At 68.3% G+C, this 19,480-nt stretch carries 15 protein-coding genes and 8 pseudogenes; 9 read left to right on the top strand and 14 right to left on the bottom strand.

Translation table 11 applies throughout. The annotated features are described in order from the left end of the window. Positions 1-28: 28 nt before the first annotated feature. The 4 genes and pseudogenes from QFZ82_RS38525 to QFZ82_RS38510 form a co-directional block, all read right to left on the bottom strand. A pseudogene (locus QFZ82_RS38525) lies at positions 29-493 on the bottom strand (LysR substrate-binding domain-containing protein); the annotation flags it as partial. A gap of 91 nt (positions 494-584) precedes the next feature. Next, complete coding sequence (locus tag QFZ82_RS38520) at positions 585-866, bottom strand: hypothetical protein (RefSeq protein ID WP_307718005.1); 282 nt, start codon at positions 864-866, stop codon at positions 585-587. Positions 867-884: 18 nt separating this feature from the next. After that, a pseudogene (locus tag QFZ82_RS38515) lies at positions 885-1,281 on the bottom strand (LLM class flavin-dependent oxidoreductase); the annotation flags it as partial. Positions 1,282-1,349: 68 nt separating this feature from the next. Next, positions 1,350-2,118 (bottom strand): annotated as a pseudogene (locus QFZ82_RS38510) (MBL fold metallo-hydrolase). A gap of 85 nt (positions 2,119-2,203) precedes the next feature. Between QFZ82_RS38510 and QFZ82_RS38505 the strand changes: the two are divergent. Together QFZ82_RS38505 and QFZ82_RS38500 are read left to right on the top strand one after the other, a co-directional pair. After that, positions 2,204-2,806, top strand: a complete 603-nt coding sequence (locus QFZ82_RS38505) for a CGNR zinc finger domain-containing protein (protein ID WP_307717524.1) — start codon at positions 2,204-2,206, stop codon at positions 2,804-2,806. 58 nt (positions 2,807-2,864) lie between these two features. Beyond that, a pseudogene (locus tag QFZ82_RS38500) lies at positions 2,865-3,784 on the top strand (transposase family protein). 255 nt (positions 3,785-4,039) lie between these two features. Here QFZ82_RS38500 and QFZ82_RS38495 read toward each other — a convergent pair. Further along, positions 4,040-5,314, bottom strand: a complete 1,275-nt coding sequence (locus QFZ82_RS38495; protein ID WP_307717972.1) for an ArgE/DapE family deacylase — start codon at positions 5,312-5,314, stop codon at positions 4,040-4,042. Positions 5,315-5,483: 169 nt separating this feature from the next. On the opposite strand from QFZ82_RS38495, the gene QFZ82_RS38490 reads away from it, so the two are divergent. The 3 genes and pseudogenes from QFZ82_RS38490 to QFZ82_RS38480 form a co-directional block, all read left to right on the top strand. After that, the gene (locus tag QFZ82_RS38490; protein WP_307717523.1) at positions 5,484-5,921 is read left to right on the top strand and encodes an Lrp/AsnC family transcriptional regulator; all 438 of its coding nucleotides are present in this window, start codon (positions 5,484-5,486) and stop codon (positions 5,919-5,921) included. A 433-nt stretch (positions 5,922-6,354) separates the two neighbouring features. Beyond that, positions 6,355-7,170: an MBL fold metallo-hydrolase gene (locus QFZ82_RS38485; protein ID WP_307717522.1), complete on the top strand. Its 816-nt coding sequence runs from the start codon at positions 6,355-6,357 to the stop codon at positions 7,168-7,170. 259 nt (positions 7,171-7,429) lie between these two features. Further along, positions 7,430-7,827 (top strand): annotated as a pseudogene (locus QFZ82_RS38480) (transposase); the annotation flags it as partial. Between the two features lie 122 nt (positions 7,828-7,949). Here the strand turns inward: QFZ82_RS38480 and QFZ82_RS38475 are convergent. From QFZ82_RS38475 to QFZ82_RS38455, 5 genes and pseudogenes are all read right to left on the bottom strand, one after another. Continuing rightward, entirely contained in the window at positions 7,950-8,099 is a 150-nt protein-coding gene (locus QFZ82_RS38475; protein WP_307717521.1) for a hypothetical protein, read from the bottom strand. Positions 8,100-8,244: 145 nt separating this feature from the next. Then, positions 8,245-8,637, bottom strand: a complete 393-nt coding sequence (locus QFZ82_RS38470) for a transposase (protein WP_307717520.1) — start codon at positions 8,635-8,637, stop codon at positions 8,245-8,247. A 46-nt stretch (positions 8,638-8,683) separates the two neighbouring features. Then, positions 8,684-9,223 (bottom strand): annotated as a pseudogene (locus QFZ82_RS38465) (IS630 family transposase); the annotation flags it as partial. Between the two features lie 255 nt (positions 9,224-9,478). Continuing rightward, complete coding sequence (locus tag QFZ82_RS38460; protein WP_307717519.1) at positions 9,479-11,614, bottom strand: VCBS repeat-containing protein; 2,136 nt, start codon at positions 11,612-11,614, stop codon at positions 9,479-9,481. A 475-nt stretch (positions 11,615-12,089) separates the two neighbouring features. Continuing rightward, positions 12,090-12,373 (bottom strand): annotated as a pseudogene (locus QFZ82_RS38455) (HNH endonuclease); the annotation flags it as partial. Positions 12,374-12,504: 131 nt separating this feature from the next. Between QFZ82_RS38455 and QFZ82_RS38450 the strand changes: the two are divergent. The 4 genes and pseudogenes from QFZ82_RS38450 (at position 12,505) to QFZ82_RS38435 (ending at position 16,428) form a co-directional block, all read left to right on the top strand. After that, entirely contained in the window at positions 12,505-13,296 is a 792-nt protein-coding gene (locus tag QFZ82_RS38450; RefSeq protein WP_307717518.1) for a hypothetical protein, read from the top strand. 122 nt (positions 13,297-13,418) lie between these two features. Next, positions 13,419-14,051, top strand: a complete 633-nt coding sequence (locus QFZ82_RS38445) for a hypothetical protein (protein ID WP_307717517.1) — start codon at positions 13,419-13,421, stop codon at positions 14,049-14,051. Between the two features lie 334 nt (positions 14,052-14,385). Next, positions 14,386-14,604, top strand: coding sequence for a DUF6207 family protein (locus QFZ82_RS38440; RefSeq protein ID WP_307717516.1), 219 nt, complete (start codon positions 14,386-14,388; stop codon positions 14,602-14,604). A gap of 420 nt (positions 14,605-15,024) precedes the next feature. Continuing rightward, positions 15,025-16,428, top strand: a pseudogene (locus tag QFZ82_RS38435) (IS1380 family transposase). A 207-nt stretch (positions 16,429-16,635) separates the two neighbouring features. Here QFZ82_RS38435 and QFZ82_RS38430 read toward each other — a convergent pair. The 4 genes from QFZ82_RS38430 to QFZ82_RS38415 all read right to left on the bottom strand — a co-directional run bounded on the left by QFZ82_RS38430 (position 16,636) and on the right by QFZ82_RS38415 (position 19,472). Further along, a complete protein-coding gene (locus QFZ82_RS38430) occupies positions 16,636-17,409 on the bottom strand; it encodes an NAD(P)H-dependent oxidoreductase (RefSeq protein WP_307717515.1) in 774 nt (257 codons plus the stop codon). 153 nt (positions 17,410-17,562) lie between these two features. Continuing rightward, positions 17,563-17,973, bottom strand: a complete 411-nt coding sequence (locus tag QFZ82_RS38425; RefSeq protein WP_255918540.1) for an ectoine synthase — start codon at positions 17,971-17,973, stop codon at positions 17,563-17,565. Positions 17,974-18,036: 63 nt separating this feature from the next. Next, positions 18,037-19,278 carry an NAD(P)/FAD-dependent oxidoreductase gene (locus QFZ82_RS38420; RefSeq protein ID WP_307717514.1) on the bottom strand — a complete coding sequence of 414 codons (1,242 nt, stop codon included), beginning with the start codon at positions 19,276-19,278 and terminating at the stop codon, positions 18,037-18,039. Next, the gene (locus QFZ82_RS38415; protein ID WP_040029662.1) at positions 19,275-19,472 is read right to left on the bottom strand and encodes a ferredoxin; all 198 of its coding nucleotides are present in this window, start codon (positions 19,470-19,472) and stop codon (positions 19,275-19,277) included. Before QFZ82_RS38415 ends, QFZ82_RS38420 begins: the two co-directional genes overlap by 4 nt. Between the last annotated feature and the right edge of the window lie 8 nt (positions 19,473-19,480).

Raw genomic sequence — 19,480 nt, 5'->3', positions numbered from 1 at the left:
GGACCGGGTCGTTGTCGGATCCAGCGCGTACGGCCACGAAGGCGTGTCGGGTGGGTGGCGGCCCGGCCGGTGAGCGTAGGACCAGGCCGGGGCGGTGCAGCGGCTGGACCAAGCGCGGGACGAGCGCGACACCCATGCCCGTCTCGACGAGGGCGGCGAGCGACTGCCAGTCATTGACGGCATGGCGGATGTCGGGGGTGAAGCCGTTCGCGGCGCACAGGGACCGGGTGATCGCCCCGCAACAGCTGCAGGAATCGCCGACGATCCAAGTGTCGGCCGCGAGGTCCCGCAGCGGTACGTGCTCCCGCCGCGCACAAGGGTGGGCCTGGGGAAGGGCCAGATCCAGAACGTCGACCAGCAAGTCGATTCGGGTGTAGCGGCGGTCGGTGTGGGGCGGAGCGGCAGCGAAGTCCACGGCCAGCGGAACCGCCAGCGTGGTGAGGAACAGGGCGCGCTGCTCGGAACGGGCCTGTAAGCGCAGGGCGGAGTCCATACTTGGGATCTCCCTCTCGTTTCGTACGGGATGGGTAGGCCCGGGGCGGCCGACTGGTTTTCCGGCCTGTGGCGGCCGTCCCGGGGCGAATTCAGGTCAGGCTGTTGGGGTTCACCCACGCCTTCGTGGTGGCCTTGTGCCATTCCAGGACCCAGTCGGGACGCAGACCGCAGACGGCCCACCTGTTGCTGGAGTCATCCGGGAGAGGGCCGGCGGACACGCGCTGCACGGCCTGGTCGTAGGCACTGTGCGCGGCGGCCAGCGCCTCGTTGGGGCCAGTGGCCGGGCCGGTGAACACGTGCAGACCGCGCCGGGTCTGGTCGGTGGAGTGATGTATCGGGACGTCGACTTCGTAGTGGGACAGCTGTGTCATGACGTCCGTCTCCTCTCGTGCAATCGGAGCCTGGTTGGTGCCCGGGGCGCGGTCCAGACCGAGGTCGATCCGGCGCGGGGCGAGGGCCTGGAGCAGGCCGTGCTGCTCGGCGACGATCAGTGGGGGGATGGTTGGGCGGCATCACTCGGCCTGCCCCGAGCTGCAGCCGCGTGGTGCGCGCGGTCAGCCGGGCCAGCCGGACGGCGGGGCTGGAGGAGGACACGCCGGGCATGGAGTGGTGCTCGGTCACCCAGTAGCGGGTGAAGCCGCGCCTCTCGGCGTCGGCGGCGCTGATGCCGCGGCCGGCCAGGGCGGTGTCGAGGATGGACAACGGCGCGGGAGCGGATCCGCGGGCCGTGCCCTTGATCGGGTCGTTCACGGGGGTTCCTTCTGGGGTGCACTGGTCCCGGTGCAGGGTTGTTAGGACCGTGGAAGGGCGCTCCTGTGCGCTCGTGGCGCACCGCAGCGGCCGGACCGGCGGGATCAGGCCAGTTCCACGCGGTCGATCAGACCGGCGGTGGTGAATGCGTCCACCAGCTGCTCGCGGCCCTCGGTGAAGTGGGCCCAGCTGTCGAAGTGGACGGGCACAATGCGGCGGGCGCCCAGGATGCGGGCCGCCTCGGCGGCCTGAGCGCTGTTGAGGGTGAGCAACTGGCGATCCAGGACGGAGGTGCGGACCGCGCCGGCGAACAGGACGGCGGTGTCCACCGGCCCGAAGCGGTCGGCGATCTCGTGGACCAGGGCGAGTTGGGCGTTGGCGCCGCTGACGTAGACGGTGGGCAGGCCGTCACCGGTCAGGATGAAACCGACGACCTCGCCGACGACCGGCTCGAGATCCTCGCGCGCGCCGGGGCCGTGCAGGGCCGGAACACCGGTGATGGTGATCTTGCCGCCGCCGGGGCGGTTCAGCTCGATGGACTCCCAGTCCGGCAGGGGCCGGGCGGTGCCGCCCAGGCGGCCCGCGCCACTGGGCGTGGTCAGGGTCAGGGGCACGTCGGCGAGCAGGGCGCGCCCCGAGGCATCGAGGTTGTCGTCGTGCTCGTCGTGCGACAGCAGCACCACGTCGATACGGCCCAGGTCAGCGGGTGCGGCGGAGGCGGGCGCGGTCTTGGTCAGACCCGAGGCGTAGGTGCCCGCCGGCATCGAAGGTCGGGTCGGTCAGGAACCGCAGCCCGCCGTACTCGATGAGCGACGTCGGCCCGCCGAAGACACGGACGGGGACCTGCTCACTGGACGTGTCGGTTACTGCCACGACGAAATCACCTCACGGATAGATTGACTTGTATCCGTGACCGGAGATGCGGTCACGGATGAAGGCAAGCTGTACCGTGAGACGCGTGAGTAAGACCGCTACCGCCGACACCGTCGACCCCGGACTGCCGCCGGCGCCGGGCGCCGGGCAGTACCCCGCGCTCGACCTCGCCAACAGTGCCATCGCCCTGCCAGGCGACCGGTTCCTCGACCTGCTGGGCACGCCGTCCGGCGCCAACCAGTGGCTGGTCGACCACAACCTGGCCCCCGCGGACGCCGGGCTGCAGGAGATCTGCGCGGCACGCATGCGCTCTCTGCGCGAGCAGGTACGCACCCTGCTCGCCGCCCAGGTCGGCGGCCATCCCGCCCCAGCCGCCGCGCTGGCCGCCGTCAACGACGCCCTCACCCGGGTCCCCACGGCCTCCCCGCTCGGCTGGGACTCCGTACGAGGCATGCACCGCACCGCGCCACACCCCATCGACCAAATCGTCGACCAGGCCCTCGGCATCCTCGCCGCCGACGCCGCCGATCTGCTCACCGGCCCCGACGCCGAACGGCTGACGGCCTGCCCCTCCGCACCCTGCAACCGCTACCTGCTCCGCACCGGACGCCGCCACTGGTGCTCGGTCCGCTGCGGCGACCGCGCCCGTGCCGCCCGCGCCCGCCGTACCCAGACCACCACCGACTAACGAGTTGGTGCGTGATAGCAGGTGAAGCGTCTCTGCTGGTGGGTGGCATGATCCGACTGTGGCGATCACGGTCAATCGGGCGGTACTCGCGCATCGGCTGTTCACGGGAATCTCCCGGCGTCATCTTGCTTGTCCGGTAGAGGAGTTGGCCCAGCCGTGGCAGGCGTGCGTCGAGGGGCGCCGTCATGCTGCTCGGGGTGGTGCCAGGAAGCGGGCCGCAGGGGCCGGCGCCCGGCATCAGTTCGTCTTCGTCGACCGGCTGGTGGCCACGCTGATCCATCGGCACGACCTCCCGCACGCCGTCCTGGGCTTGCTGTTCGGTGTCGACCGCTCCACTGTCACCCGCGCCATCGGCGAGATCCGCACCCTGCTGGCCGAGCGCGGATTTGCGGTCCCCGACCGTCCCGGTCTGCGGCTGCGGACACTGGCCGATGTCTTCGCCTACGCCCAGGCCGAGGGCATCGAGCTGCGGCTCGACGCCACCGAGATCCAGGTCCGCCGCCCCGTGGCCGGCCGCGGCGGCAGGCGGGCGTTCGTCTCGGGCAAGAAGAAGCAGAACACGATGAAAGCCACCGTGATCGCCGACTACAAAGGCCGCACGCTGTGGACCGATGCCTTGCGACCCGGGCGGATGCATGATGTGACCGCGGCCCGCAACGAGGGCATCGACCTGTGCTTCCAGCACTTCCCCGACGTCGAGGTCCTCCTGGACGACGCTACCTCGGTCTGCGACGTGATTACCCGGGCCAGGCGATCACACCACCCCGGAAGCCGAACAAGAGTGCACTGCCTGACCTCCACGCACGCTGGGAACGCGACCGCCATTGGCACTCATCCGACCGCATCACCGTCGAACACGCCCTGGCCGACCACAAGCGCTGGAAGCAACTGACCCGCTGGACCCACCGCCGAGACCGACTGCCCGACACCTACCGCGCCATCGCCGGCCTCGTCTCCGACCGCACCGCCACCACCTGAACGACCACCCGCGACCAGGCCACCACGGCCCCATCCGCTATCACCCACCAACTCGTAAGGCTCATCACGTCTCATGACGGCCATATTCCCGCGCATCGGTCAAGCGGATGAACCAACATCGGCGAGTTGACGGTGGCATCAGCGTCGACGTGGCTGAGCTCCAGCACTGTGCTGTGCCATTGGGAGACGGCGATCGCTCAGCTGGTGTGGAAATGGCACAGAACGTCGTTGCCCATAAACAGCCTGGATGACTGCCTACTTGGTACCGACCGCCCGCAGCACTGCGATTACAAGCGTGCGGGTTACTGCGACGACCTCGGAGACGCAGACTTGCTCTCGGGGTCCGTGCGCCAGTCGCACATCGCCAGGCCCAAAGTGCAACGTTGGTATGCCTGCTGCGGAGTAGAGCCTCAGGTCGCTTCCGTACGGCGCGCCGCGTTCACGCATCCGCGGCCCGCCGACGGCGTCGGCCTGCGCGTCGTGGACCAAACCCCGAAGCGGGCTGTCGTCCGGCAGTCGGCCACTGGCGAACTGGCCGCCGGGCCAGGTCACAGTCGCCGGATGACTACTGAGCCACGGGTCGCCCGAGCAGACTTCGGCCACGCATGTCTCGAGTTCGGCCCGTGCCTCCGCCGGATCCTCATCGAGCCGGACGCCAAGCCTGCCCTCGGCAACCAGAAGGTCGGGCACGCTGCTCGCCCAGTCACCCGAGCGCAGCGCGCCCACGGACAGCGGATACGGAATCGCGTAGTCGGCCATCAGCGGATCAGGGCTGGTGTTGCGCCGCGCCTCGAGGCGAGCCAGTGCGTGGTGGATCGGCAGATACGCGTCGATAGCACTGACGCCCGTGTAGCGGGTGCTGGCGTGGGTCGCTTTGCCCGGCACCTCGATACGGAAGGTGAGCGCGCCGGCGTTGGCGGTCACCAGAGTCCCGCCGGTTGGTTCGGTGATGAGGCAGGCATCGCCGGTATGACCACGCCGGAGCGTGCCGAATGCACCGAGACCGCCGTCCTCCTCGCTGACCACAAAGTGAGCTGCCACCCGCCCGCGCAGCCTGACCCCGCAAGCACGTATCGCGGCCAGGGCGGCGAGGTTTGCGACCACCCCGGCCTTCATGTCACAAGCACCACGGCCGTGGACGACATTTCCAGTCATTCGTGGCACGAACGGGTCTCCATTCCACTGCGCCAGGTCGCCGGGCGGAACGACATCCACATGACCTTGCAGGATCAGCGTCGGTCCATCGTCGCCGCCCTGGGTGACGGCCACCAGGCCCCACGCGTCATCCCGCGGAGCCTCGGCGCCGGGAAAGAGGGGATCCTCACGCAGGGCAGGCAGATCCATGGACCACAGGTCGACGTCAAGCCCAAGCTGTTCCAGGTGCCGGGCCAGAACATGCTGTGTCTCAGATTCGGCTGCGCTGCCCGTCACGCTCGGGAGGGCGAGCAGTTGAAGCAGCGTCCGGGCGATGGCCGCCTCATCGATCGCCGCCAGGGCAGCGACCTCTTCGGCGGCAAGCGTCGTAGTCATGCGTAGTCGCTTTCCGTTATGGCGGATGGGGCCGATCACGGATGCTATGGTCGCGACTCCTACGCAATCAATCGCTAAATCTTGCTGATCACAACCGCTTTATTGCATATCTGAGCTAAGTTTGTAGATTTATTGTGTGAGATTCGTTTCAACCCATGGAGGCGGCGGCGTGGACGGCATCGACGAGGAGATCATTCGCTGCGTGCTGCGCAATGCCCGTAGCACCTATGCCGAGCTCGGCGAGGCAGCCGGGCTGTCCGCGCCCGCCGCCAAACGGCGCCTCGACCGCCTCGTGGCCAGCGGTGCGATCCGCGGTTTCACCGCCCTCATCGATCCTCAGGCGCTGGCCTGGCGGACGGAGGCGTTCGTCGAGGTCTACTGCAAGGGCAACCCCACTCCCGTCGAACTACGGCAGGAGTTGGAGGAGATCCCAGAAGTCGTCGAAGCGTGCACAGTCTCCGGTGCAGCGGATGCCATGCTCCACATGCTGGCCCGAGACATCACGCACCTGGAACAGGCCATCCAACGTGTCCGCGAGGCCGACTCCATCGACCGCACTGAGAGCGTCATCGTGCTCTCCCGGCTGATCAACCGACCCAGGGCGTGAATCCGACCGCTCGGACCTGGCAGCTGGCGTCGGAGGGTCGCCGCACGAAGGACTCAACCAGCGAGCGGGATACGCCGAACCGCGAGCCGTGCAGCGGACACCGGGACCCACTGACCAGCTTGAGAACCACTTCCTGACCGTCGTCGACTGAAGGCTCCACGTGGGTCCGGGGCACGATCAGGCCCCGCCCCCTCGGCTGGTACTTGTGCGCCGCACCCAGACCTCGCTCCCCCGTAGCGGCACGGCGGCTCGGGACTTGGGCAGGCCGGAGTCAAGCCCCAAGCAGGGTTGACGGCTTTGCGGTCCCTGTGGCTACGATCCGCATACTCAGTCGAGTCTGCTTCGTAAGTGGAGCACGTATACGCCGAAACTCGCAGCGACCGGGCCGGACGGCCTCAGCGCTGATTCGCAAAGCGGAGTGGGGCCAATCCTGATGCATCACCCTTCACGCACCATCGCGGGCATTGAGGTAGTCCCACTCTGCGATGCTGTAGGTCCCATGGGTCCACAGTTGGCGCGGCCACTGGGCGAGCTGTTCGGGGGCCCGGGTCATCCGGTGTGGGCCCTGGCGGAGACGCCTGATCCGACCGGAGAATGGGTCCTGCACTTTCACTGTTATCTGCTGCGAGACCCGCGAGGTCGTACGGTTCTCGTGGACACTGGCCTGGGCGCTGCCGATTCCCCGGCCGCAACGTGGGCACCGGTCCCCGGACGACTCACCGCCGAACTGGCCGCCGCCGGCGTGACAGCCGAAGAGATCGATGCCGTGGTCCTCACTCACCTCCACAGCGACCACGTCAGCGGCAGCATCGCAAGCGACGGCTCCACCCCCGCCTTTCCCAACGCCCGCTACCTCGTTCAGCATGCCGAACTGCGATGCCTGCCTGAGGACCCAGAACACCCCGTGCGTCAACGCATCGTCGACCCGCTGCGCGCGGCGGGCAGCCTGAACGTCGTCGATGGTGACTACCTGATGATGCCCGGCATCGCGATTATGGCTACTCCCGGCCATACACCGGGGCATCAGTCCGTCGCGGTGGGCGACGGCGCACTGATCGTCTCGGGCGATGTCATCCATCACTCCGTCCAACTCACCGACCCCACCGCCGCGTACCTGTACGACGACGACCAGGAGACCGCCACCGCCACGCGTATCAGCCTGACCACCAGACTGCGCGCCAGGAACGGCACCTTGGCCACGGCACATCTCGCGGAGCCGTTCACCGTCCTGCGCGGCACTTCACCGTGAAGGTCACCTCCGCCGTGCCTGCCGCAACGACGACCGTCACGACGCGACCGCACACGACCGGCGCCAGATACTGCTCCAAGTCTCATGGACGCGTGGTGGTGCCTGCCAGCGCAGGACCCGCTACCGCAGGCGGCCCAGAGACCTGCACTGGCAGGACGGCCACGAAGTGAGCAACGCGGGTGCGTCGTATGCAGAGTCGAGCTCGACTGGGATCTCCGGATCACCCTGGCGCCACCGCCAGGACTGAGACAAGATCGCAAGGCTCCTCAAGCCCGTCTACACGGCGCCGACCGAGGAGGCCGCCCTGGACCGGTTCGCCGAGTTCGCCGACGCCTGGGGCAGGAAGTATCCGGCGATCGTGAAGCTGTGGGAGAACGCCTGGGAGGAGTTCACCCCGTTCCTGCGGTTCGACACTGAGATCCGGCGGATCGTCTGCACCACCAACGCGATCGAGTCGGTCAACGCGCGGATCCGCCGGGCGGTCAAGGCCCGCGGCCACTTCCCGAACGAGCAGCTGCCCTGAAGTGCGTCTACATGGCCATCATGTCGCTCGATCCCACCGGTAGAGGACAGGCCCGCTGGACCATGCGCTGGAAGACCGCGCTGAACGCCTTCGACATCACCTTCGACGGCCGGCTCTCAGCAGCCCGCCAGTAACCAACAACCCAGTTACACCGCTCGTTTGACAGACCCGCAGGCAGCGGTTCGAGTGGCCGGGCTTCCTGCCGTGACGGCCACCGGCTGGCATCGAACACGTGACGGGCGAGGCGCTGCGGGGGTCAGTCGAAGTCGAAGGTGGCGATGACGGGGGCGTGGTCGGACTCGGGGTACTTGATGTCCGTGGCGAAGGCGATGGAGTCGTCGTGGAGGATGTCGTTGTGGATCTCTGAGCCGCGGTAGTGGGCGAGGAGATTGCGGGTGACGAGCATGTGGTCGATCATCTGACCGCGGCCGTGGTGGAAGAGGGTGTAGCGGGCCTCGGTGGGGATGGTGTGCTCGATGGGGACCAGGACCCGGGTGGCGAGGTCGCCGTTGCCTGTGTCCTCGACGTTGCCGCAGATTGCCAGTGGCTCGTCACGCAGCCTTGGCCGGGTAATCGGTCCATGATCGGATCGGTGAATCGGGGGCGAAGTTGGTCTTCGGTTCTGCGCGAGTGTTGCGCCAGCGGACGTAGGCGGCGATGGCGGCGTTCTGCTCGTCGTGGCTGCGGTGGTCGGTCCCGTTGAGTGCGAAGTAGCGCAGGGCCGCGAACTCGGCCTCGATCCAGTTCAGCCAGGAGCCGTAGGTAGGCAAGAAGACCAACTCGATGTCGTTGCCGGTCGCCCAGGTGCGGACCTTGGCGTGCTTGTGCGGGGAGAAGTTGTCCAGCACCGCATACAGCTTCTGACCGGGCCAGCGGGCGCGTAGGGCCTTGAGGAGGCCGAGGAACTCCCGCCACCGCTTGCGCGGGCGGATGCGGTAGTACAAGCTTGCCGGTGGCCAGATCGAGGGCGGCGAGCATGTGCCGCACACCGTGGTGGCGGCTATAGGTGGCCCGGAGCCGGCGCGGACGCCTCACCGGCCCCCATGCCTTGCCCTTGCGGGGCATCAGGTTCAGCGGCCCGAACTCGTCGGCGCATATCACCCGCCCGTCGGCGGGCGGAGTGTCATACAGCGCCAGGACGCGGTGCATCTTGGCGATGAACTCGGGGTCGGTGGACGCCTTCCAGGTGGTGGTGGTCTTCCAGGAGACCTTGCCCGCGCGCAGGATCCGGCGCAGGGTCTCCCGGCTGATGGCTGCGGTCACCTTCTGCTTGATGAGGTGCTCGGCGAGCTTGCTCAGGCTCCAGGCGGAGAACGCAGAGATCTTCCAGTCGGCGGGGGACGTCCGGGCGATCAGGCAGATGTGCTCGCGCACCTCGTCACTGATCGTCTTGGGGCGTCCCCCGCTCCATTTTGGGTCCAGAGCGTCGAACCCCCGCTCGTTGAAGGCGTGGATGACATCGCGGACGTAGTCCTCGCCGACCTGCATCAGCGTGGTGATGTCCTTGACCGTCTGGCCCTGGGCCGACATCAGCACCACGATCGCCCGGCGGAGTTTCACCGGGTCCTTCGCACTCCGGCTGATCCGCTGCAACTTCCGGCCCTCGTCCATCGAGACCGGCCGGACGAACACACTCGGTCGACGTCCCACGACCACCTCCAAGATCAGGTCTTGGAGACAGTCTGCTGGCCGACCGGCAGCGGGTCGATTCCCCGGCCAAGGCTGCGAGACGAGCCACTAGCTCTGGCCCCGCCGCGGTGTGCGGCGGGGCCAGAACCGGGTGCGTCATGCGATGTGATCGTAGGTCGGTGCGGTGCCAAAGAGGACGCTGGTGGACCTTCGTGAGCGGAAGGGTGCGGCAGCGTTTCCAGTGCTCTCATAGACGTAGGTGCTGCCGTCGGATCCTGCCGCGTAAAGGTCGGGGCGTCCGTCGCGGTTTGCGTCGCCGATGCCGACGAGGTGGTTGTAGGCGCTCCAGCCGCCACCGATCCTGATCCGTGTGGTGAAGGTGCCGTCACCGCGGCCCTGGTAAAGCCACAGCACACCGCCCTTGTCCCGTGCGACCAGGTCCCCAGCCGCGCTGCCGGCGATGTTGCCGGTGGCCTCGATGGTGTTGAACTGCTGCCAGCCGCTCAGACCGATCTTCTTGCGGACGGCGAACGGCGCGGTAGCGTTGCCGGTTCCCTTGTAGAGCCACAGTGCGCCGGCGGCATCGGTGGCAACCAGGTCGGGTCTGCCGTCGCCGGTGAGGTCGCTGGCCCCGGCCAGGTGGCGGTAGATCTGCCAGCCCGACCCGATCCGCGCCTTGGTGGCGAACGTGCCGTCACCCTTGCCCTGGTAGAGCCACAGCACACCGGCGGTGTCCCGGGCCACCAGATCACCGGCCGGACCGCCGGCCAGATTGCCTGCGGCCTCGATCCTGTTGAACTGCTGCCAGCCGCTGCCCACGAGGGTGTGCCCCGTCTCGCTGAGGGTGCGGCTGGCCTTCGAGGAGGTAGCAGTGTCCTCCCGCCACAGGCGTCCGCTGCTGTCGCGGGCCAGTAGGTCCGGGGAGCCGTTGTCGCTGTAGTCGTGCGGGGCTGGCTCGCGGACGACTGTGAAGGTGCCGGACGCGGTCGCGGTCGGGCCGATGCCGTTTCTGGGCTTGGCCTCGATCGTCCAGGTGTAGGCGCCGTTCGGCGCGTTGACCGCCTTGCCGTTGCCGCCGTCGAGGAGCCCCTCCCACCAGAACCCCACCTGCTGCGAAACAGGGTAGCCCCCGAGGAGCGGAGACAGATGAACCGACTGGACAAGTCCGGTGCGCACGTGGCGAAGGGCCGCCGTGAACTGGACATTCGCCCGCGACAGGTGCCACGCCAGAAACACGTTGCCGGAGTTTTTGTCGAGGTCGATCACCGATGGAACATCGTGCCCGAGGACGGTCACCGCGGTCGGCCGATCCGAGCTCGCCACCAATGTCGTGGTCGGGGCACCGTCGGTGTCCGGTGCGATGCGGTAGAGGCCCTCCCCTTCCGGCAGCGTTCCGCCCATGGCCAGCAGGCTGCCATCGGGCGAAGGAACCAGCGCAGTGACATGTTCCAGCAGTTTGTGGGACAAGCCGCCGTCCACCGGGACGGCCGTCAGCGCCAGCTGATAGTCCGAGTTGCCCAAGTACACCTTGGTCGCGCTCGCGTAGGTCAGCCAGTTGCCGGTCAAGCCGAGGACGGGTCTGTCCAGCCCGGTGACGGTTTCCCGGCGCGGCGGGGTACTGCCGCCGCGTACGGCGACGTTGAGGATCTTCGTGGTGGAGGAGCCGGTCCGCTCGAACCAGGCGATGTGGGTTTCGGACAAGGCCGCAGCGTGGGCCATGCCGTAACGGCCGACATCGTGGGTTTCGGTGACGGTCGCGGTACCAAGGTCGACCAGTGCCAGGTACCACGGGCTGGTGCCGAGCTCACCGATCCGGTAACTGAGCAGCACCGACCCTTCGCTGGCCCCGGTCGTGCGAATGTCCTGGGCATCGGCGGGCAGACCGGTCACCGCCCGGTCGGACAGTGCTGCGCCGTCCTTCGTCACCACATGCGCCTGCTGACCGGTCCCCGTGGTCACGGCGGCAATCACCGTGGACCCGACAGTCCCGACGTACGCGTATTCCCGGCCGAGCGTCTGCAGGTCGATCTCCACCGGCGCGGCGCCGGACGCCATGTCGTGGAGCGTTGCCCCGTCGTACTGCGGACTGCCCAACGGATTGCGGCGGGGCACGACGACGGTGTCGGACAGTGAGCCCCACTCCTGGGCCAGTCCGAGCTCCGATGTGTGCCTGCCCAGCACCGTGCTGGTGCCGTCGGCGTAGCGGGTCCAGCGCATGTCGCCGTCCATGTCCTCGGTGAGGAACCCGCTCGGACCGGCACTGACGATCTGCGAGCCCGGCTCGGTGCCCAAGGCCCCCGCTGTGGTGTCTGCTGCCGGGGCAGCATCGGGAACCGCCGCTGGTACGGCCGGTGTCGCCGCGGCCGGCGTCACGGACATCGCCGTACACACAGCAGCCCCTATCGCGATCGCCGCGGTAAACCTCTGTCCGGGCATACGTACTTGCCTCATATGAGCCCCTCCCCTGAAAACCAACGCGACGAATGCAGACGGCAATCGTGCCCTGTCCGAGCCCCCAGCCCAGCAATGCGAACGCCTGCGCGCGGATCGTAGCAAGCGCTCACCGGTCGCGACCCGGCGCGCGGCGGCCGGTCGAGCCGGGCCATTCTCGGGTCGGGTCGACTTTCCACCCGCCCCTGTGGTTCTGGCCCCGCCGCAGGGTGCGGCAAGGTCAGACCCGTCGAGGAGCCCAGTAGCCGCTGATTCGAGCGCGACGGCCAAGCCCGAGGACGCCCGGGGCTCCGCGCGGCAGCGTTCACGCTCACGGCTATGGCGCGGTGGTGTAGTTGACGAGCGTGTCCTCACGCGGGCCGTCGGCATACACCTTCAACACCTCCCACTCTGCCTCCTCGACGCCCAGCTGCCAGCGCAACTTGGTGCCGACCCATTCGGCGACGTACTGGCAGTAGGCGGCGGCCGCCGGCGGCGTCCGGTCGCCGGGTACTGGTCAACCTTTTGACGGCTGAACCGTGCCGTGACCGCGACCAGCGACGCGCGCACACCCCGGTCGTTGGCGTATGCCTCGCGCCGCGCCGCGGTCCAGGCGGAGGCAACAACTGGCGGGGAGCGTCATTCCAACCGTGCGCTATTCCCCGCATTGGCAGCGCAAGTCTTCGAAAAACGGTGTCCCGGCTCTACGGCCACAGAGCCGGCATGTTGGAGGTACCTGTCACGCTCGCCGCATGACGAATGAGGGTGGGAGCGCGGGTTTCGTGGACGTGCGCGCGCTGTTGTTGCGGACGGACTGGAATGCCGTGGAGCACTGCTGCCCGAACGTGGCGCCGATGACGCCGGTGATCCTTCGGCAGCTGCTTGATGATGATCCGCGTGTCCAGGGCACGGCGGTGCGGGATTTGTACGGCGCGGTGACGCATCAGGGAACTTTCTACAGCGCCACGGCGCCGGCCGCGTTGTTCGTCGCAGCGATCCTGGGCGATCCGCGGACGCTGGCGATGGTCACGAGCCAGAGGCCGTGGGAGATCGACCAGCACGGCGAGCAGCTGTCCTTGCTGCGGGTACGTCTGCTCGGCTGGCTCGGGGACACCGCCCAGGACACGGACTATCCGCCCGAGTGGCCGCCTGGCAGGCAGGAAGACATCGAGGCCTTCCTTGCGACCCGTCCCGTCCTCTACGACGCGGTGCACCCGTTCCTCGGCGACAGTGAACAGCAGGTCCGCGACGCCGCCCTCTTTGCGATCCTGCCTCTGCTCGCCGACCCGGCACTGACCCGCCACGTCCCCGCCCTGACCGACGTAGTTCACGAACTCGCCGCCCGGGACACCCCCTACCGCTGGTACGCCATCGACCGACTCGCCGCCTGGGGCCAGGACACTTCCCGCTACCCCCAGCCCCCGCAACCGGACCCGAACGACTTCGCCGACGCGGTTGCGGAGGACGTCACCCACGGCGATCACGACCCGTGGGCAGGGCTCCGCGAGCCGTGGCCGGACTCTGTGTACGACAGCGTCCAGTAGGGCCGCCAGCGATCCTGCCGATCAGTGGGCATCTCGTCCGAACGTCTCTGCCGTTCACGCGCACGGTCCCCCGCGAGGAACCGGAGCGCGACGCGGACGGCAATCGCATCTACCGGGTCACCGTGCTCCCCGAGATCGCGGCCGAGCTGCTGCTGTGGAGGGCCCGGGCCACCGCGAAGGCCGGCATGGGAACGGAGCCCGTCGCCATGACGGTCACGCTGGATACCGAAGGGCGTCTGGCCAAGGTCACTGCCGACCTCGACCCGCTCCTGCGGGAGATGGACCTGATCGGTGTCACCGGTCTGCAGGCGTCGTACCAGGTCACGGCGTTCGGCGACCCCTATGCGCACCCGGCGCCCGGCGAGGACGGCGTGCGAGTCGATGACGCCACGAAGGTGCTCGCCCTCAAGGGCACGCTGAAGGGCGGGCAGTGCGCCGCAACGGAAGCGGCCATCGGCACCCCGGCCGTCGTGCGTCCCGTCGGCTGCGGGAAGCCGCACGACATGAGGGTGTTCGCCCAGGTCGCCGTGGACCGGACCGTGCCCGGGAAGACAGCGGTCAAGAGCGGCCTCGACTACGCCCGTGAAGAGTGCGAGCGCGAGGCGGCATCTGCCCCCAAGGAGTGGTTCGCCGACAGCCGCCGCGGGGTCGAATGGGCCGTCACCGGCAGGTCCGAAGAGCAGTCCACAACCGGCAGCGGCCGGACAGACACGACTGTGACGGGCGCCTACACCTGCTACGTCGTCACTTCCTGATTCCAACTTCGGGGCTGGCGCGCCCTGCTCGCCACCAACGCGGTGCACTACTGCGTGTCCCCGGCGGCGGTGCCTGGGGGGAACGGAGTCTTCCGGCCAACGGCGTTGGACCGCCGATGGCGGAGGCTGGCAGGGCGCGGACCACGCTGATGACGCCGTTGCAGATTCGACGCCACCAAGCTCGAAGGGCTGAAGGTCTTCGCCGACGGCCCCTGCGAGGAGACCATCGTCCACGACGCGCCGGCGCCGTCTCATGGAACATTCGCCTCGCCCCGTTCGGGTGAGAGACGGCTCCGGCCGGAACCACGGCCGGAGCGCTTGCCTCGGTCACAGCATGAAGCCCTTCGAGGACCTGCACATCAGCGAACCAGGACTTGTCGTCATCGAGGTGGCGGCCGCCGACGAAACCACGGCGCTTGCCGCGATCGAGGAGATCGGCGCCCGGTGGCGCACCTCCGGCCCGTCGACCGCCTGGCGCGTGCCGGGCGAGCCAGGCGTGTGGGTGGGCACGTACGCCGACACCCGGGCCGCCCCTGGTGAGGACGACGACTGAGTGCGGGGGCGAATGCCACCGGCGCTCCGGCGCCGGCTGGTCCTGCGCGGCGACGGCACAGGTCCGTAAGGACTCCAGGGAAGCAGCGGGCGAATATTCTCAGTCAGGCTGGCTTCCGCTCCTCTCTGACGGCGCCCCTGGCCATGCGACGACGTCCTCGGCCTTGCTTCGCCCTACGTCCATCATCCTGACTCCCCCAGTGCGCCTGAGGCGTCATGGCTACGAGCAGAGCGCATGGCGGGTGCAGTGCCACTGGACCAAACGCAGCTACCGAAGATCCCTTATCGGACAACGCTTAGCCTGCGCGTTTCACTTGCCACGGTGTCCGGATCTTGAGCGGGAACGCGAAAGTGCCTTCTGAGCTGGGACGATGAGGCTTGTCTAAGGTCTCCGTCGTTCCAGCAGGAAGGCACTTTCTGCGTGCACACTACCGGGTCGCGCCCCAAGCTCGTCGTCTCGTCCGACGGGCGCGGGGTGGTCAGCCATGCAGGGTCCCGTCTGCTGGCCGATCTCGCCGATGCCACCAGCCTGACCGTCGCGTTCACCAACGCGCTGCGCCGACTGCGGCCACGCGGGACGGGACACAGTCCGGGCATGATCGCGGTGGATCTGGCGGTGATGCTCGCCGACGGCGGCGAGGCCATCACGGACCTGGCTCTACTGCGCGATCAGGCCGAGGTGTTCGGTCCGGTGGCCTCCACTCCGACCGCCTGGCGGCTGCTGGCCGGCATCGATCCTGCCGCCCTCGCGGCACTGCGGGCGGCCCGTGCCACCGCCCGCGAAGTCGCCTGAATGCAGGCCGCCGACACCGGCCCTGGGATACTCGCGGCCCACGCGGGCGAACGCGATCTTGCGGGCCTGGTCCTGGACGTCGACGCCACCCTGATCACCTGCCACTCCGAGAAGGAGCATGCGGCTGCCACCTATAAACGCGGCTTCGGCTACCACCCGCTGCTGTGCTTCCTGGACAACACCGGAGAAGCCCTGGCCGGAGTACTGCGGCCGGGCAACGCCGGGGCCAACACCGCCGTCGATCACATCGCCGTCCTCGAGCAGGCCCTGGTCCAGATCCCCGACGACCACCGCCACGGCACCCCCATCCTCATCCGCACCGACAGCGCCGGAGGCGCCAAGGCATTCCTGCACCACATACGCGCCCTGCGCTCCCGCGGCATCCACACCTTCTTCTCGGTCGGCTATCCCGTCACCGAACCGGTCCGCCGCGCGATCCGCGCCCTGCCCGATCACGTCTGGCATCCCGCGCTGGAGCAGGACGGCTCCCTGCGCACTGGCGCGGAGGTCGCCGAGCTGACGGGCCTGGTGGACCTGGACGGCTACCCCGACGGCACGCGGATCATCGTGCGGCGTGAGCGCCCGCACCCCGGCGCCCAACTGTCCCTGTTCGACCTCGACGAAGGCATGCGCCACCAGGTCTTCCTCACAGACACCCCCTACGGCGAAGGCTCCTTGCAGCATCTGGAAGTACGCCACCGGGCGCATGCCCGCGTCGAGGACCGCATCCGCTGCGGCAAGACCACCGGCTTCGGCCGCTTCCCCTCCCGCCACTTCGCCATCAACCAAGCGTGGCTGGAGCTGTCCCTGACCGCCCTCGACCTGCTTGCCTGGATGCGCACTCTGCTGCTGGAAGGCGAACTGGCCGCCGCCGAGCCGAAGAAGCTCCGCTACCGGCTACTGCACGCAGCCGCCCGCATCACCCGCGGCGGTCGCCGCCTGCACCTGCGGATCTCCGCAACCTGGCCCTGGAGAAACGAGCTGACCAGCGCATTCGCCCGCCTCACGGCCCTGCCACGGCCGGCCACCTGAACCGCAGCACCGCCCCTGACCACCCACGCCCCAAGGAACCCTGGAGAACCCGACCCGCGCGTCGGGCCCCGGCCATGCCCACCCGGCCACGAGCAACCAACACCCCCGCTTCACCACAATCCGATCAGCTCAGCCACGCGAAGCGAAACAGGGAGGCTAGGCGCTCGCTCTGTTCTTCCACGGCGACTGACGAGGACGGCCTCGTCGTCAGCTCTCAGTGCGGTAGTGGGCGGCGGTCCCTGTGGCGTGCGGGTTGAGTTCGGGGCGCAGGACCAGGTCCTCGTCGTAGTCGCCGCCGTTCTGGTGGCGGAACGGCAGCGGTCCGGTGTACGGAAGGTCCTCGAGACGCTGGCGCAGGACGTTCGCGTGGAAGGCGTACGCGGCCTCGTCCACACGGTCGGCTCCGTGGACGAGCAGCGGGGGCAGGACCTCGATCCCTGCGTACCACAGCGTGCCGTGCTGGAGAGGGAAGAGCAGGTCGTTGAGCTCACCGTTGACGCCGCGAGGGCCGAGGCTCGCCTCCCGAGCACCGGCACTGACGACGACCATCGCGCGCTTACTCGCGAGCGCCCCCTCGCCGTAGCGCACTTGGCGCCCCCGGGCGTCGCGGACGCCGAAGGCGAACCCGCCGACGAAGACGCGGTCGAACCAGCCCTTGAGGATGGCCGGCATTCCGTACCACCACAACGGGAACTGCACGACGAGCGTGTCCGCCCAGGACAACTTGTCGTGCTCGACGGCGATGTCAGGGGACAACGCACCCCGTTCGAAGGCCTGCTGGGCCGCGCTGCCGACGACGAGCCGCTCGCCGTCGGGGTGGGAGAAGTCACTGGCCCTGACGACCGGGTCGAACTTCATCGCGTACAGGTCGCTGGTGCGCACCTCGTGCCCCTGGTCCAGGAGGTGTTGGACACCGTCGCGGTACAAGGAGCCGTTCAGGGAACGGGGTTCGGGGTGGGCGGTGAGCCACAGGACTTTCACTGTAGATTCCCTTCTGGCAGATCCATGATCGTGCGCACCTACCCGGCCCGTCCTGGGGCAACCCGCCGCCGGGGCCGTCCCGGACGCGGTGACGCCGAGTCCCCGCCAGTGGCCTGGCGAGGACTCCAGGGGTGCGCGGGGTCGCGGCGCGGCCTACTTGGCCTCCACCACCTCGTCCGTCAGCAGCGGATAGACCCCGTTCTCGTCGTGGTCCTCACGGCCGGTGAGGGCCGGGGTGAAGATGCACAGGAACGTGCTGTCCTCGATCGGCTTGATCGTGTGGTTGTCGGCGTCGTCCAGGATGTGGAGGGTGCCGGGCGTGATGACGTGTTCCTCGTTCTCGTCGCGGTCGACCAGAATCATCTTCCCGGAGATGCAGAAGACGGCTTCCACGTGGTTCGCGTAGCAGATGTCGGTCTCGGTTCCGGCGTACACGACGGTCTCGGAAACCGAGTACCCGAATCCATCCGAAGCCAGCAGGATGCGCTTGCTGCGCCACGCGCCGCTCGCCGCCGTGACATCGCGGTCAGTACCTTCGATCTCCGAAATCCTACGAACCTGCATGATGTTCCTCCTGATCGTTCTCGAATTCTTGGCGCTATGACAAATGAGGTGAGGTCGATAGGGCTAGCGCGTTTTCAGCGACTTCAGGAGCTCGATGTAGAGGCGGTTGAACTGGGCCCCTTTGTCCAGGTAGGCCGCCCCGACGATCGCGCTCTCCTGCAGGTACGTGACGAGGACTCCGTCACCGGGGCGTTCGAGGTCGCCGCGAACGATCTCCATGGAGTCCGCGTTCCTGGGGTTCCCCGCGATCTGGATGCGAAGTCCGAATACTTCGGTAGCCATGCTGGGGAAGTACGCGATCCGGGTCATCATCGATCCGTATCCCAGAGACGACGCTAGCGCCTTCCCGGCGATATTGCCGGTGTCAATCGCATTTTTCCAGAATTCCATGCGGGTTAGTCTTTCTGTGCCCCACGGGTCGGGATAGCGGGCGATGTCGCCGGCTGCGAAAACGCCCTCGCACCCCAGTACGCGCATATACTCGTCGACCCGTACCCCGTCAGACAGGTCCAGGCCGTTCCCGTCCAGCCATTCCACGTTGGGAACGCTGCCGATGGCCTCGATGAAGAGCGGTCGTTCGGACGCCGCCCCGGGAGGCGACGCCGAGTGTCCGCCTCCGGAGCGCCTTCCCGAGCGGTCGCAGAGGAGCTCCTTCGCCGCCTCGCCTGTCAGCAGGGTGACGCCGTTCGCGGTGACCCAGCGTCCGAGCGCTCGCGCGACGTCCTCGCCCAGGATGTTCTCGAAGGGCCCGTGCCTCATCGCTTCGAGCATGACCACGTCGCAGCCGTACTCCTTGGCCAACGAGGCCAGTTCGCACGCGACGAACCCGGCGCCCGCGATCGTCACCACCTCTCTCCTATGGAGCTCCTGGTGGATGGAGTGCGCGTCGTCCAGGCCGCGCAGCGTCCTGTGCGCGTGCGAGGCGCACTCCTCGTCGTCGCGGGCGGCGGTCCGCGGGCGTACTCCCGAGGCGACTACCAGGCCGTCGTAGGCGAACGTTCCGCCGGTGCTCAGGTGCAGGACCCTGCCGCGCAGGTCCGCCACCTCGACGCGGGTGCCGAGGTGCCAGTCGAGCGCGCTGGTCTCGGCCCCCTTGACCCTCAGGTCCTCGGTGATGGCCGCTCTGAGGTCGGCCGACGGCGGGTAGCGCTTCTTCGTGAGACCCGGCCGGCTGTACGTGCGGTGGGCCTCGTCCCCGAAGACGGTGATCCTGGCACCGGTTTCGCAAGTGAGGACCGATTGGGCCGCCCGCAGGCCGGCTATGCCGGAGCCGACGATGCCGATGCGCGGCGCTGCGCCAGTCATGCGGCGTCACGGTCCATGACGATCGCCTGCAAGGGGCACGAGTCGATGGCGTCCTCGATCGCGTCGAGGCTTTCCTCGTCGAACGTCTCCTGGTACGCCAGCTTCCCGTCGGCGTCGAGCTCGAAGTGATCCGGCGCCGAGATGGCGCACAGGCCGTGGTTCTGGCACTTGACCTCGTCAACAGTGATCTTCATGGTCTCCT

It is taken from the genome of Streptomyces sp. V4I23 (genome assembly GCF_030817975.1).
Taxonomy (GTDB): domain Bacteria; phylum Actinomycetota; class Actinomycetes; order Streptomycetales; family Streptomycetaceae; genus Streptomyces.
The sequence above is the reverse complement of the archived record's forward strand: the minus strand, read 5'-3'. Positions and strand labels throughout refer to the sequence as shown.

Coding starts and splice junctions, on each gene's coding strand:
- QFZ82_RS38485 (WP_307717522.1), top strand. CDS start 6,355: ATGCATCACCCTTCACGCACCATCGCGGGCATTGAGGTAGTCCCACTC.
- QFZ82_RS38420 (WP_307717514.1), bottom strand. CDS start 19,278: ATGACTGGCGCAGCGCCGCGCATCGGCATCGTCGGCTCCGGCATAGCC.
- QFZ82_RS38520 (WP_307718005.1), bottom strand. CDS start 866: ATGACACAGCTGTCCCACTACGAAGTCGACGTCCCGATACATCACTCC.
- QFZ82_RS38450 (WP_307717518.1), top strand. CDS start 12,505: ATGACGAATGAGGGTGGGAGCGCGGGTTTCGTGGACGTGCGCGCGCTG.
- QFZ82_RS38440 (WP_307717516.1), top strand. CDS start 14,386: ATGAAGCCCTTCGAGGACCTGCACATCAGCGAACCAGGACTTGTCGTC.
- QFZ82_RS38475 (WP_307717521.1), bottom strand. CDS start 8,099: ATGCTCGTCACCCGCAATCTCCTCGCCCACTACCGCGGCTCAGAGATC.
- QFZ82_RS38425 (WP_255918540.1), bottom strand. CDS start 17,973: ATGCAGGTTCGTAGGATTTCGGAGATCGAAGGTACTGACCGCGATGTC.
- QFZ82_RS38415 (WP_040029662.1), bottom strand. CDS start 19,472: ATGAAGATCACTGTTGACGAGGTCAAGTGCCAGAACCACGGCCTGTGC.
- QFZ82_RS38495 (WP_307717972.1), bottom strand. CDS start 5,314: ATGACTACGACGCTTGCCGCCGAAGAGGTCGCTGCCCTGGCGGCGATC.